The following is a 13,676-nucleotide window of genomic DNA, read 5'->3' as shown; positions in this document are numbered from 1 at the left end:
TCCAGGTGTAGGGCTGCCGAGCTACCGAATCGGTCCGGCAGGGCTCACAAACTGTTGGCCAGCAGGGCGTACTGGGCGGAGATCTTCTGGCGCACATCGGGTTCCTGGTCGGAGCTGACGATGCCGAGGTAGCGCTTGTAGGGGATGTAGCAGCGGTACTTGTATTCCTGCTCGGCGTTGCCCTGGTCGTTGAGTTGCAGGCATTTCGCGCCGGGGACGTCGGTGGGCGCGGGCAGGGTGTCGTAGGTGCCCGCGCTGTCGACGAGGCCGGTCAGCAGGGCCTCGGCGGCGGCCTGATCCCGGACGAGGGTGATGGAGCCGCCGTCGACCATGGCGATCCGCTCGGCGCCGGTGGCGTCGATAAGTGCCTGGCGGGTGGTCTGGTCGGCGGTGTTGTTGACCAGGTGCGCGGTGGAGTAGACGGAGAAGGAATGCTGGTCGGGGCCGAGGACGTCGCGGTTCTCCACCACGGCGCGCGCGAGCAAGCGGTCGGGGTCGACCGGCAGGTCGGCCAGCTTGTCGTACGGGGTGGCGGTGAAGGTGTCGAGCACGGGGAGTTCGGCGTCGAGGGCCTGCTCCACCCAGGCGGTGAGGTCGGCGGAATCGGCGCGCGGACGCTGGATGAACAGCGAGATCACGAAATCCTTGTGCGCGAGGAACGCGCCGATCGTCGGCACGCCGGGACGCCAGTGCAGGTAGGCCTGGGGATATTCGGTGGAGGCGAGCTTGCGGTTCTCGGGGGAGACCGCCAGGTCGACGTCTTCGAGTTCGCGGGCGGCGAGGGTGGCCGCGGTGGCGTCGGGGAAGCGGAGCAGGACCGTGGTGACGGCCGTCGTGTCGGGTGATGGCCTGGTCCGGCCCTCGGGATCGGGACGGTCGGCGCCGAGCGCGGCGTATCCGACGACGAACCCGCGGTTCTCCAGCACCGGCCGGGAGACATTGGCGACGAAGTCCAGCGCCCTGCTCACATCGGTGATCACCGTGCCGCCGCGGCCGTGCGACAGCGACGGATCGATCCGCATCGCCGGGACGACGGCCGCCGACATCCTGGTGCCCTCGACGAGAGCGCCGTCCTCGCCCGCGGTGTCGTCGTAGCGGTGGTGGTCGGTGGCGTAGGCGCCCGTCTCCAGGCCGCGCACGTCGGGTTCGGCGGGGACGGGCGTCCCGCTGACCGCGCACCCGGTGACGGTCGCGAGCGCGATGGCAGAGCAGATCGCGGACGCGATCCGGATCCTGGTCGACGAGATCATCACATGCCCCTCGGTGTTCCCCGCTGTCGCACTGAAGTTACCGGACCAACGGCGGCCAGGGGGACCTAAGTCGGCGGGTTTGCCATAGTCTGGATGACATGGCGACGACCCTGCTGCGCAGTTCCGGTGGAGGCCGATACCGGTGAGGGATCGGCAGGTCGAAGTTGTGCTCGGTACCCATGCGGTCGCGCGCGTCGCGGGCGCGGTGATCGTGGTGGCCCATCGTGGGCCCGGCAGGCTCGCGCCCGACGACACCGCCGCGATCGCCCTCGAGTCGCTGGCCGAGCTGGTGCGTGCCGCCGCCGAGGAACAACCGAACGGGCCGGGCGCGCTGGTGGCGCGGGAGGCCACGCGCTGGCTGATGAAATACGCCGAGCAGATCTCGCCCGGTACGCCGATCGATTTCGGGGTGCTCTCGGCCGCCGACAACGGTGGCGTCGCGATCTTCCTGCACGGCGCGGTGACCGCGGCGCTCGCCGGTGACGGCAGCGTGGAGTACTACCGGGGCAGCGATGCGGCGTTCACCGTCGACCGGGTGGCCTCGGAACCGGCGAAGGCGGTCGCGCTGTTCGCCGACGACGCCAAGGGCCGCATCCCCGATCTGCCGCCGGAACGCGGAATCGGCTGGCTGGTCGAGGGAATCGCGCAGGCCGGTGGCGCCGTCATGTGGTCCAACGACGTCCGCAGCCGGGTCCGCACCGCCGATCCCGCCGGGCACGGCCGCAGGCCACCGCCGCCCACCGCGCGCATCGATCGGGAACCGCCGCCCGCGCAGCCGGATTCACGCCCGGCCGAGCCGCCCGCGACCGGGATGCAGCCCGCCACGTCGTTGATGGACGCCGTCACCAGCTCCACCGGCCCGGCACACGCCGCGGTCGACCCCTACACCGCCGACCCGCACCATGCCGAAACCCGGCTCGCCGGAACCAATCCGGCGCCCGAACCCGATCCCGACCTGCAGCGCAGGCTCGAATCCACCGCCAAGGCGACGGTGCTCACCGTGAAGGTGATGGGATTCAAGTGCGCGCGTGCGCATCCCAGTGATCCGCGCGCGGCCTTCTGCACGGTGTGCGGCATGCCGGTCGATCAGACCCAGGCGCTCGCCGAGGTCATCCGTCCGCCGCTGGGGATGCTCGTCCTCGACGACGGGATGACCTACCTGCTGGCGGCCGACGCGGTGATCGGCCGCGATCCGGAGCACTCCGAGGCGGCCCAGCGCGGACTCGTCCCGTTGCGCATCGACGACACCTCCGGCGGTATGTCACGCGCGCACGCCGAAGTGCACCTGGTGAATTGGGATGTCCAGCTCATCGACCGCGGCTCCACCAACGGCACCCGCAGCCGCCTGCCCGGCTACCGCGACTGGATCCGCCTCACCCCGAACCAGCCGATGGTGCTCGTGCCCGGCACCGAGGTGATGATCGGCAACCGCGTCCTGCGCTACGAACCCGCCGCCCCGCCGCCGTTCGGTTAGGAATACCGGGACAGGCAGGTGGTCTCGCCGTAGAGGACGCCCGCGCGGAAGGCGTCGACCCGGGAGAAGCCGCTCGGCACGGTGTTGCCCTCGGCGTCGCTGGCGGCGAGACCGTCGGTGAGCAGGCCCGAGACCGCCTCGTCGAGATCGCCCGCCGACAGCTGGATGTCGCCCTGCTCGACCGGGCGGCCGGATTCGGCGAGCTTGCCGGTGACCACACCGGACAGGCAGGCCGCGCGCAGGCCGGTCTTGGCGCCGGTCAGTTCCTGGCCGTGGCTGCGCTGCACGGCCAGGGTGTAGCGGGAGATGAACACGACGTAGCCGTTGTAGTCGCCGCTGACCTTCACCGGCAGCGGGCCGTCGTCGTCGTTGTCGACGGCGCCGCGTTCGGCCAGGCCCGGGACGTTGGTGGCGATGACGTTCTTGTCGGGGCAGTAGGTGACCGGGTCGGTGACCGCGCCGTCGGCACAGTCGATGCCGGCGCCGGTGTAGTCGTAGGCCGGAGCCTGCCGCACGGGCAGGATCGCCTCGAGTGCCTTGCTCAGTTCGACGAGATTGTCCTGGGTGATGGGGTACTCGCCGCGGCCGTAGTCGCCGGAGAAGCTCTGCGGCAGGCTGCCGCGCCGCTGGTCGATCTCGTCGGAGTCGATGACCTTGCAGCCGCGCGGGCCGTCGGTGAAACCGATCTGCACGGCGGTGACGCGCTCGAAGGCCGAACCGTGCACGCTCTCGGGGTCGTCCGGGTCGGAGTCGCGAATCGAAACCGTCGCCGCCAGCACGGAATTCAGGCCGTCGGAAGTGTTGATCGTGAAGTGCTTCGACTTGCCCTCGGCGACATGGCGGATGAACGCGCCCGCGAAGCAGTCGGCCTGCTGTTCCTTGACCAGGACCGGGGTCTTCTTGGGGGCGATGCCCGCCATGGTCTGGATGGCGTGGCCGTACTCGTGGGCGAGCACCATCACCACCGACATCTTGCCGAAGGTCTCGCTCATGGTCGGCAACAGCATCGCCCGGTCCCAGCCGATCGAGTTGTCGGTGCGGCAGTACGCGGCGTTGACCAGGTGATAGGTGGTCTCCTTGCAGAACTCGACCGCCTGGCTGCGCGCCGCGCGCGCGTTCCAGGAGATCAGTTTCACCACCGGATCGAACTCCTGGCCGGGGAATTCGGCGGGAAACGCGCTCTGCCAGTAGCTCTGGATGTCCTCGATCGCGTTGAGCGCCAGCGCGTCGACCTCGCCGCCGTCGCCATTGGTCGCGGTCAGCTCCGAATCGGCCACCCCCGGCCGCGGCCCGTTCGGCCCGCCGGTGGTCGGCAGCCCGGCCACCTGGAACGGGTCGTCGTAGATCGAGACCCCGTGGCCGTCGATCGCCCGCGTGCAGGCCGCGAGCGACAGCGCGACCGCGAGTGCGATGAGAAGCGCCCGAACCGTTTTCGCGCGCGGCGAACGGTCGCTGGCTGGCACTGGCACGTTGATCCCCCTCGGTCGTGGCCGTGACACCGGTTGTCGTCCCTGGTCGCGCGGGTGGGCAGTGGGTTCGCGCGCCGCGGCGACCGGGTGCGGATCGGTCGCCGGATCGGGACAACGGCCATCTCGGGGCAGCGCCGATGTCCGAGCGATGGCATAGTATCCGCTCCATGTCTTCACCGGGGGCGCAGACCATCACCGTGCGCCATGATGGAACCGAACGAGTCTTCGAAGCGAGCCAGCAGATCACCATGGGCCGTGCGCCCGAGGTGACGCTGTTCGTGGACAGCCCGCTGGTCTCGCGCGTGCACGCCACCCTGCGCTTCCAGAACGGCGCCTGGATACTCGCCGACAATGGTAGTACCAATGGCGTCTTCGTCGACGCGCGCAGGCTGAACCAGCCCGTGTCGATCGACCGGCCCACCCAGGTGCGCCTCGGCGACGCCGTCACCGGGCCGCTGCTGCACCTGGTGCCGGCCGCGCCGTCGGCCCGGCACGCCGCGACCATGCTCGCGCCGCCGTCGCAGCCGCAACAGCCGCAGCACCGCCCGCCGCAACGGCCGCAGTTCCCGCCGCCGTCCCGCTCGCAACCGCACGTCCAGCAGCCGCAATACGTCCCGACCTCGCAGCAGCCCGCGCAGCCCGTGGCGCCGCAGGACAACATCAACATGACCCGCCGCGCCGACTCCTCGATGCTGCCGCCGGTGCGCAAGGCGGCCTCGACCGAACCGGTCGCCCGTGGCGATCGCATCCCGCCCGGCGGGCTGAGCATCGGCCGTACCTCCGACAACCAGATCGTGGTCAACGATCCGCTGGCCTCGCGCCGGCACGCCCAGCTGATCTCGACCGCGGAGGGGCTGGTCGTCGAGGATCTCGGCTCGGCCAACGGCACCTTCGTCAACGGTCACCGCCAGCAGCGCACGGTGCTGCGCGAGCGCGACATCGTCACCATCGGCAACATCGACTTCGTCGTCGCCCAGGGCACGCTGGCGCATCGGCAGAAGCCGGTCGCCGAGCTGGGCCTGTCGGTGCACGGGGTCGGGTTCACCGTCGAGAACAACAAGCAGCTGCTCGTCGATGTCAACGTGCAGGCCGGTCGCGGCACGCTGACCGCGCTGATCGGCCCCTCCGGCGCGGGCAAGTCGACGCTGGCGAAACTGGTGGCGGGCAGTACCCACCCCTCGGCCGGTGTGGTCACCTTCGAGGGCCACAACCTGCACGCCGAGTACGAGGCGCTGCGCTCCCGCATCGGCATGGTCCCGCAGGACGACGTGCTGCACCGCCAGCTCACCGTCCGCCAGGCACTCGGCTTCGCCGCCGAACTGCGCCTGCCCCCCGACAGCACCAAGGCCGATCGGCAGCAGGTGATCGACGGTGTGCTGAAGGAACTCTCGCTCACCGCGCACGCCGACACCAGGGTCGACCGGCTCTCCGGTGGTCAGCGCAAGCGCGCGTCGGTGGCGATGGAGCTGCTCACCGGCCCGTCGCTGCTGATCCTGGACGAACCGACCTCGGGTCTCGACCCGGCGCTGGACCGGCAGGTCATGCAGATGCTGCGCGAACTGGCCGATGCCGGTCGCGTGGTGATCGTGGTGACCCACTCGGTGGCCTGCCTGGACATGTGTGACCAGGTGGTGCTGCTCGCGCCCGGCGGCAAGACCGCTTTCGCGGGCAACCCCGGCGGCGTCGGCGCCGCGATGGGCACCGCGGACTGGGCCGAGATCTTCGCCCAGGTCGCGGCCGAACCCGACAAGGCCTTCGCGGCCTACCGGTCCAGACAGGCGTTCGTGCCACCGCCGCCACCGCCCGCGCCGCGGCGCAACGGCAGCAGCGGCGCGCCACCGCAATCGAACGCGACGCGCCAGTTCAGCACGCTGGTGCGCAGGCAGCTGCGGCTGATCCTCGCCGACCGCGGCTATCTGGTGTTCCTGGTGGTGCTGCCGTTCATCCTCGGCGCGTTGTCGCTGGTGGTGCCGGGCAGCGACGGTTTCACCGAGGGGCCGCTGATCGCCCAGCCCGACGGCTCGTTCATGCGTGCCAGCGGTGGTGAGGCCCAACAGCTGCTGGTGGTGCTCATTCTCGGCGCCTGCTTCATGGGTGCCACGCTCACCGTGCGTGACCTGGTCGGCGAGCGCTCGATCTTCCATCGGGAACGCGCGGTCGGCCTGCTGCCCTCGGCGTATCTGCTGGCCAAGATCGCCGTGTTCAGCGTGACCGCGTTCCTGCAGTCGGCGGTGCTGGTCGGCATCACCTTCCTGGGCAAGAAGGCACCGGCCGAGGGTGCGCTGATCCCCAACGGCGGCGTCGAGCTGTATTTCGACATCGCGATGACCGCGGTGTGCTGTGTGGTGTTCGGCCTGCTGATGTCGAGCCTGGCCAAGTCCAACGAGCAGGTCATGCCGATGCTCGTGGTGATGATCATGGTGCAGCTGGTGATGGCGGGCGGCCTGATCCCGGTCACCGACCGCGTCGGCCTCGAACAGATCTCGTACCTGTTCCCCTCCCGCTGGGGTTATGCGGCGGGCGCCTCGACGGTGGACCTGCGCGAGCTGGTCCTCGGTGCGCAGGAGGACGCGCTGTGGGTGCATTCGCCGGGGATCTGGATCTTCAACATCGTGATGGTCATCGTGATCACCTCGATCCTCGCCGTGATCACCTGGACCCGCCTGCGTCTGAAGAAGGCGCAGGCATGATGAATCGGCAGGTCAGGGCCATATCGGTGGGCAAGATGCGCGTGTCGCCCATCGACCGGGCACACTTGAGCCTGTGACCGTTCGAGTTGGGGCCCTGCATCTGGGGTGGGACGTGGTGTCCGTTGCCGCGGGGGGCGATGGCACCCCGATCCGCCCGGTCCAGGTCGAGGGCACCTATACCCCGCCCGCCTACCTGCTCGCCGACGCGGCGGGCAGGCTGCACACCGCCGGTGTCGACCGGCAGCGACCGGACCTGGGGATGGCGATCGCCGATGTGCGCGACATCCTCGGGCACCCGCAGATCGTGATCGCCGGGGCGACCTGGCCCGCCGAACTGGTGTTCCGGGCCCGGCTCTACAACCCGCTGGCCGCCGTCGGCAAGTACCTGCGCGGCAAGCCGCGATTGGTGGCGCTGCCGTATCCGGACAGCTGGCCCGACGACAAGGTGGAGGTGTACGCGGCGCTGGTCGAGCAGCTCGACGTGGTGGTCGAACCGCTGCCGGAGTCCGTCGCGCTCTCGGGTTACGTGCGCGCGCTCGGACTGGTGTCACCGCCGAGCGAGCGGCATCGCACCGGCATCGGCGCCACCGGCGTTTACTCCGACGGCCGGATGCTGCTGGTGGTCGCGGTGCACGGGGACGACGAGCAGCCGACCGAGTCGGTCGAGGTGCCGGTGAGCGCCGAGTCGCTGCGCGATGCCCGCTCGGCCGACAATGTGGTGATCGAGGCGATGGCGGCGGCCCGTTCGATCGGCGCCGACACCTCGACGGTGCTGCTCGCGGGCAATGTCTGTTTCAACGACGCCCTGCGGCTGGCCTTCCAGAACCACCTCGGTCAGCGCCTGCACGTGGCCGACCACCCCATGCACGCACTCGTGCTCGGCGCCTCGCACCTGCTGGTCAACGATCCCGGCCTCGACGACGAGGACTACGCCGAGCCGCAGCATCCCGGACAGGCCTACGCCGCCCAGGTCGGCTGGGGTGCGCCGCCGCAGGCGCCGCCGGGCGCGCAACCACCCGGCCCGTCCGGGTTCGTCGCCGGACCGGCCACGCAGTCCTCGGGTCCGCCCGCGCAGTCCGGCGGATCGCCGCGGCACGCGCTCGCCGACGACGACGAGGAGGACGACGAGCGCCGGGGCAAACTGCTCGGCAAGGTGAAGAAGGGCTTCTTCGGCGCACCGGCCGTGGTCGGCGCGCTCGCGCTGGCCGCGACCGCCTGGTCCGCCGAGCCCGCCGTCGCGCTGGCCGACGATCGCGGCAGCTGCGCGTTCACCCCGTACGCGAACACGGTCCCGCCCGAGGGCATCGCCAGTGTGCGCGGTGGCCTGGTCGTCGACGATCGCACCTGTGTCACTCCCGGCATCGAAACCCTGCGCTACCGCATCCCCGGAACGACGGGTACGACCGACCCCGGTCCGCCGGTGGTGATCTAGCGCCCGATTGCGGGTCGGTGATACCCGGCTGGTATCGTGGCTCGCTGGCGTGTGGAACGTCGAACCGTTCGCGGATCGGCGTCTCCTCGAAGTCCCGGGTCTCCACCAGCCGCCGGGACAGTGTCGATCCACACCCGTGGCTGGCAACACCGACGACAGACAGGGAACGACTGTGCCTACGTACAGCCCCAAGGCGGGTGACGTCACCCGTAAGTGGTACGTCATCGACGCCACTGACGTAGTCCTCGGCCGTCTCGCCGTGCAGGCCGCTGGCCTGCTGCGCGGCAAGGGCAAGCCGACCTACGCACCGCACGTCGATGGTGGCGACTTCGTCATCATCATCAACGCGGACAAGGTTGCCATCTCCGGCAACAAGAAGCAGGACAAGCTCATCCACCACCACAGCGGACACCCGGGCGGCCTCAAGTCGCGCACTGTCGGCGAGGTGTTGGCGACCCGTCCCGATCGTCTCGTGGAGAAGGCCGTCAAGGGCATGATCCCGAAGAACAAGCTGGGTAACGCGATCGCGGGCAAGCTGAAGGTCTACGCAGGCCCGAACCACCCCCACGCCGCGCAGCAGCCGGTTCCGTTCGAGATCAAGCAGGTGGCCCAGTGACCGCTCCTGAAGAGTTCACCAACGAAGAGTTCGAGGCGACCGAAGAGGCCGTCGTCGAGATCGTCGAAGACGGCGAAGGCTACGAGGCCGAGTACGTCGAAGAGACCGAGTTCGCGCCGATCGTGATCGATCGCCCGGTGCAGACCGTCGGCCGCCGTAAGGAAGCCGTCGTCCGCGTGCGCCTGGTTCCCGGTTCGGGCAACTTCGAGCTCAACGGCCGCACCATCGAGGATTACTTCCCGAACAAGGTGCACCAGCAGCTCGTGAAGTCCCCGCTGGTCACCGTCGAGCGGGTCGAGAACTTCGACATCTACGCTCGCCTGGTCGGTGGCGGCCCGTCGGGTCAGGCAGGCGCCCTGCGTCTGGCCATCGCCCGCGCGCTGATCGAGGTCACCCCGGAGGATCGCCCCGCGCTCAAGCGTGCCGGCTTCCTGACGCGTGACCCGCGTGCCACCGAGCGCAAGAAGTACGGCCTGAAGAAGGCCCGTAAGGCGCCTCAGTACTCGAAGCGCTGATTTACGCACTGTCGACCACAGTCTTTCGCATACGCTATGTATGCTCCCCGCGACAGCGGGGATGAGCCCGGTCGGCGGAGCACGTGTGCGAGAGCAGGCTTCCAGCACGGCTGGTCGCCTGCTCTCGTGCTGTATTCGGGGACCTACGACAAGTAGAGGGTTTTATGGGACGGCTGTTCGGCACCGACGGTGTTCGAGGACTCGCCAACGAGTCGTTGAGCCCGGAACTGGCGATGCGCGTGGCGGGTGCGGCCGCACAGGTGCTCTCGCGTGGCAAGAAGCGCCCGGTCGCGGTGCTCGGCCGTGATCCGCGCGCCAGCGGCGAGATGCTGGAAGCGGCGGTGACCGCCGGCCTCACCTCGGCCGGTGTCGATGTCCTCTCGGTGGGCGTGCTGCCCACCCCGGCCGTGGCGTATCTGACCGGCCTCTACGACGCGTGCTTCGGCGTGATGATCTCCGCCTCGCACAACCCCATGCCCGACAACGGCATCAAGATCTTCGCGGCCGGCGGGCACAAGCTCGACGACGCCGTGGAACAGCGGATCGAAGCCCTGATCGCCGACGGCGTCACCGTGCGCCCGACCGGCGCCGGCATCGGCCGGGTGCGCGGCGACTACACCGTCGAGGGCACCCACGAACGCTATGTCGAGCACCTGCTCGAATCCACCGGCCAGGACCTGTCCGGGCTGACCGTCGTCGTCGACTGCGCGCACGGCGCGGCCGCCGAGGTGGCCCCGCAGGTGTACCGGGAGGCGGGCGCGACGGTGATCGCGATCAACGCCGACCCCAACGGCCTCAATATCAACGACGGGTGCGGCTCGACCCATCTGGACGCGGTGCGCAGCGCCGTCCTCGACCATCACGCCGACCTGGGTATCGCCCTCGACGGCGACGCCGATCGCTGCCTGGCGGTGGATGCCAAGGGCAACACCGTCGACGGTGACGCGATCATGGCGGTCCTCGCGCTGGCCATGCGCGATGCGGGCGAACTCGTCGACGACACCCTGGTCGCCACCGTGATGAGCAATCTCGGCCTGCACATCGCCATGCGCGCCGCCCGGATCACCGTGCTCACCGCCGCCGTCGGCGACCGCTACGTGCTCGAGGAACTGCGTCGCGGTGGCTACAGCCTCGGTGGCGAGCAGTCCGGGCACGTGGTGTTCCCGCGCTTCGGCACCACCGGTGACGGCGTGCTGACCGGCCTGCGGCTGATGGCGCGGATGGCGCAGACCGGGCGCTCACTGGGCGAGCTGGCCGCGGTGATGTCGACCGTGCCGCAGGTGCTGGTGAACGTCGCGGTCAGCGACAAGGCCGCCGTGGCCGCCGCGCCCGAGGTGCGCGAGGCCGTCGCCGAGGCGGAGCGGATTCTCGGCGAGACCGGGCGGGTGCTGTTGCGGCCCAGTGGAACCGAGCAGCTGGTGCGGGTGATGGTGGAGGCCACCGACCCCGCGCAGGCGCGTCAGCTCGCCGACGATCTGGCCAAGCGGGTCGCGGCGGTCTGAGTCCGCGGGTCAACGCCGGATCGTCCCTGTGGCGTGTCAGGCCGGGTCCATCTACTATCGGCATACGCCATCAGGACCTGTGTGCCCGTGGCGCGTGTGCTGCTCGGCGCACCGGATGATTTGGCGCGCAGCACGATTCGAAGGGGGCCGCTCATGGTGTCGCCGCTGCCTGCGCACAATTATCGCGATCAGAACCAGTATCCGTACGAATACGGCGAGCAGCATCCGCCGCATCGCTGTGGCGGAGCCTGCGGTCGCCCGGGTTGCCGTGATGTGCCGCAGGGGTATTCGCACACCGTCCCGATCCGCGACGAGGGCTACGGCCAGCCCGTCGACGCCTACGAGCCGATCGCCGAACCGGCCTCGTCGTTCGGACCGCCGCGGACCCGGCGGGGGCGCTCGCTGGTCGCGGTACTGCTCGTCCTCGGTGTCACCGGGGCGGCCGGGCTGATCGGGGCCAAACTCGGCTCCGACATCGACCTGTTCGGTGCGCCGCGAACGGCCGTCGTGCAGTCGTACTGATCAGAACTGGCCGACGACGAAACCGCTGAACAGGACGAGGAAACCGCCGACCTCTCCGGCGATCAACCCGTACATCGACAGGCGCAGCGAGCCGGGGATCTTGCCGCGGAACTGGTTGGTGGTGTCGCGGCGCGCGCCGTGCAGGACATAGCTGGCGATCGCGCCGACGAAGAACGCGAGGATCACCAGATCGGCGATCAGATTGACCGCCGTCGGCCACGCGCTGAGTTCGGTGAACACCGCGAGCAGTACCCCGGCGAAGGCGTACAGCAGCGCGGCGCGGTGGGCGATGTCGACGTAGACGTGCGCGGCGCCCCTGGGCGAGGTGCGGATGCCGTGGTATTTCCACGCGCCGAGCAGCAGGGCGCTCAGGAAGATCAGGCCCGTGCCGAGCAGGGTGATCCGCGTATCGATGCCCAGGGTGAAGTCCATGGTGTCCTAGCTCTCGGTGAGTAGCCCGGCCGCCATGTGCCAGCGGCGCGTCGCCCGGACAGAATCCAGCATCCGGCGGTCATGTGTGACCAGAATCAATGTGCCGGTGAAGGATTCGACCGCCTGCTCGAGCTGTTCGATGGCGGGCAGGTCGAGGTGGTTGGTCGGCTCGTCGAGCACGAGCAGGTTCACCCCGCGGGCTTGCAGCAGGGCCAGCGCTGCGCGGGTGCGCTCGCCGGGGGACAGGGTGTCGCAGGCACGGTTCACGTGCGGGCCGCGCAGGCCGAATTTGGCCAGGAGCGTGCGGATCTCGGCGTCGGGCCAGTCGGGCATCGCCGCGCCGAAGGTGTCGGCCAGCGGGGCGGCACCGCGGAACAGTCCGCGCGCCTGGTCGACCTCGCCGATGTGCACGCCCGAACCCAGTGCGGCCGAACCGGAATCGGGTGCGATCTTGCCGAGCAGCAGCCCGAGCAGGGTGGACTTGCCCGAGCCGTTGGCGCCGGTGAGCACGATCCGGTCGGCCCAGTCGATCTGGGTGGTGACCGGGCCCAGGGTGAACTCGCCGCGGCGCACCGTCGCGTTCACCGCCGTCGCCACCACCGCGCCGCTGCGCGGGGCGGTGGCGATCTGCATCCGCAGCTCCCACTCCTTGCGCGGTTCCTCGACCACGTCGAGGCGTTCGATGCGCCGCTGGGTCTGGCGGGCCTTGGCCGCCTGCTTCTCGGTGGATTCGGCGCGGGTCTTGCGGCCCATCTTGTCGGAATCGTTCTTGCCCTTGCGGCGGGCATTGCGCACGCCGTGCTCGAGCCAGTTGCGCTGCATCTGTGCGCGCGCCTCCAAACCCGCCTTGGTGTCGGCGAATTCGTCGTAGGCCTCGCGGGCGTGCCTGCGCGCGATCTCGCGTTCGGCCAGGTACGCCTCGTACCCGCCGTCGTAGAGACCCACCTGCTGCTGGGCCAGATCCAGTTCCAGGATCCGGTTCACGGTGCGCGCCAGGAACTCCCGGTCGTGGCTGATCACCATCAGCGGCACCCTGATGCCGGTGACGAAGCGTTCCAGCCGGTCGAGGCCGTCGAGGTCGAGATCGTTGGTCGGCTCGTCGAGCAGCAGGATGTCGAAGCGGGACAGCAGCACCGAGGCCAGCCCCGCGCGGGCGGCCTGGCCGCCGGACAGGCCGGTCATCGGCGTGTCGAGGCCGCCGGGCAGGCCGTCGGTGAGCCCGAGATCGGCGGCCACCTCCTCGGCGCGCTGGTCCAGATCGGCGCCGCCGAGGGCGAGCCAGTGTTCGAGCGCGGGGGAGTAGTCGTCGTCACCGCCCTCGCCGAGGCGCTCGGCCGCGGCGTCCATCACCTGCTGCGCGTGCGCGACTCCCGTTCGCCGGGTGAGGAATTCGAGCACCGTCTCACCCTCGATGCGCTCGGGTTCCTGTGCGAGGTAGCCCACGGTGGCGTCCGGCGGGCTCAGCGTGATCGTGCCCTCGCCCGGCGCGCGCTCGGCCAGCATCCGCAACAGCGTCGACTTGCCCGCGCCGTTCACCCCGACCAGCCCGATCACGTCGCCGGGGGCGAGGGTGAAGTCGAGGTCGGCGAACAGGGTCCGTTCGGCGTGCCCGGCGGACAGACCGGTCGCTTGCAATGTCGTGCTCACCTCGAAGAGTCTGCCCTTCTCGGGGTCCGACCCTGAGGCCGGGCCCTGGCGAAATCAGGGTGCGGATGGGTCTGTCGACCGATGCGGGCCGGGTGCCCGGACCGGCACAGTGGAGATATCACCGCCC

The 13,676-nt window shown here is 69.9% G+C and carries 11 protein-coding genes; 7 read left to right on the top strand and 4 right to left on the bottom strand.

Features of this window, described 5'->3' with window-relative positions:
• Positions 1-44 precede the first annotated feature (44 nt).
• The gene (locus tag ACFVVM_RS28405; protein ID WP_387624449.1) at positions 45-1,250 is read right to left on the bottom strand and encodes a hypothetical protein; all 1,206 of its coding nucleotides are present in this window, start codon (positions 1,248-1,250) and stop codon (positions 45-47) included.
• A gap of 142 nt (positions 1,251-1,392) precedes the next feature.
• Here ACFVVM_RS28405 and ACFVVM_RS28400 point away from each other — a divergent pair, with 142 nt between their 5' ends.
• The gene (locus ACFVVM_RS28400) at positions 1,393-2,724 is read left to right on the top strand and encodes an FHA domain-containing protein (protein WP_387624446.1); all 1,332 of its coding nucleotides are present in this window, start codon (positions 1,393-1,395) and stop codon (positions 2,722-2,724) included.
• Here ACFVVM_RS28400 and ACFVVM_RS28395 read toward each other — a convergent pair.
• Complete coding sequence (locus tag ACFVVM_RS28395) at positions 2,721-4,136, bottom strand: metallopeptidase (RefSeq protein ID WP_387625053.1); 1,416 nt, start codon at positions 4,134-4,136, stop codon at positions 2,721-2,723. The genes ACFVVM_RS28400 and ACFVVM_RS28395 overlap by 4 nt on opposite strands.
• Positions 4,137-4,360: 224 nt before the next feature.
• On the opposite strand from ACFVVM_RS28395, the gene ACFVVM_RS28390 reads away from it, so the two are divergent.
• The 6 genes from ACFVVM_RS28390 to ACFVVM_RS28365 all read left to right on the top strand — a co-directional run bounded on the left by ACFVVM_RS28390 (position 4,361) and on the right by ACFVVM_RS28365 (position 11,470).
• Positions 4,361-6,883, top strand: coding sequence for an FHA domain-containing protein (locus ACFVVM_RS28390; RefSeq protein ID WP_387624444.1), 2,523 nt, complete (start codon positions 4,361-4,363; stop codon positions 6,881-6,883).
• 73 nt (positions 6,884-6,956) lie between these two features.
• The gene (locus tag ACFVVM_RS28385) at positions 6,957-8,315 is read left to right on the top strand and encodes a hypothetical protein (RefSeq protein ID WP_387624441.1); all 1,359 of its coding nucleotides are present in this window, start codon (positions 6,957-6,959) and stop codon (positions 8,313-8,315) included.
• Positions 8,316-8,487: 172 nt separating this feature from the next.
• Positions 8,488-8,931 (top strand): 50S ribosomal protein L13, encoded by a 444-nt coding sequence (gene rplM, locus ACFVVM_RS28380; protein ID WP_022567307.1) that lies wholly within the window; start codon positions 8,488-8,490, stop codon positions 8,929-8,931.
• Positions 8,928-9,446, top strand: a complete 519-nt coding sequence (rpsI, locus tag ACFVVM_RS28375) for a 30S ribosomal protein S9 (protein ID WP_387624439.1) — start codon at positions 8,928-8,930, stop codon at positions 9,444-9,446. The genes rplM and rpsI overlap by 4 nt, the downstream gene beginning before the upstream one ends.
• A gap of 164 nt (positions 9,447-9,610) precedes the next feature.
• Positions 9,611-10,948: a phosphoglucosamine mutase gene (gene glmM / locus ACFVVM_RS28370; RefSeq protein ID WP_387624436.1), complete on the top strand. Its 1,338-nt coding sequence runs from the start codon at positions 9,611-9,613 to the stop codon at positions 10,946-10,948.
• A gap of 153 nt (positions 10,949-11,101) precedes the next feature.
• Positions 11,102-11,470 carry a hypothetical protein gene (locus ACFVVM_RS28365; protein ID WP_387624434.1) on the top strand — a complete coding sequence of 123 codons (369 nt, stop codon included), beginning with the start codon at positions 11,102-11,104 and terminating at the stop codon, positions 11,468-11,470.
• Here the strand turns inward: ACFVVM_RS28365 and ACFVVM_RS28360 are convergent, their stop codons facing one another.
• Positions 11,471-11,902: a hypothetical protein gene (locus tag ACFVVM_RS28360; RefSeq protein ID WP_387624431.1), complete on the bottom strand. Its 432-nt coding sequence runs from the start codon at positions 11,900-11,902 to the stop codon at positions 11,471-11,473.
• A gap of 6 nt (positions 11,903-11,908) precedes the next feature.
• A complete protein-coding gene (locus tag ACFVVM_RS28355) occupies positions 11,909-13,549 on the bottom strand; it encodes an ABC-F family ATP-binding cassette domain-containing protein (RefSeq protein ID WP_387624428.1) in 1,641 nt (546 codons plus the stop codon).
• Positions 13,550-13,676: the final 127 nt, after the last annotated feature.

The organism is Nocardia sp. NPDC058176, from assembly GCF_042883805.1.
In the GTDB taxonomy this organism is placed as follows: Bacteria; Actinomycetota; Actinomycetes; order Mycobacteriales; family Mycobacteriaceae; genus Nocardia.
Note: the sequence above shows the minus strand (reverse complement) of the source record. Positions and strands in the feature narration are given on the sequence as shown.

What these genes read in the sequence shown, in the direction of transcription:
- ACFVVM_RS28405 (WP_387624449.1), bottom strand. Translation starts at nt 1,250, where the DNA reads ATGATCTCGTCGACCAGGATCCGGATCGCGTCCGCGATCTGCTCTGCC.
- ACFVVM_RS28390 (WP_387624444.1), top strand. Translation starts at nt 4,361, where the DNA reads ATGTCTTCACCGGGGGCGCAGACCATCACCGTGCGCCATGATGGAACC.
- glmM (WP_387624436.1), top strand. Translation starts at nt 9,611, where the DNA reads ATGGGACGGCTGTTCGGCACCGACGGTGTTCGAGGACTCGCCAACGAG.
- ACFVVM_RS28365 (WP_387624434.1), top strand. Translation starts at nt 11,102, where the DNA reads ATGGTGTCGCCGCTGCCTGCGCACAATTATCGCGATCAGAACCAGTAT.
- ACFVVM_RS28360 (WP_387624431.1), bottom strand. Translation starts at nt 11,902, where the DNA reads ATGGACTTCACCCTGGGCATCGATACGCGGATCACCCTGCTCGGCACG.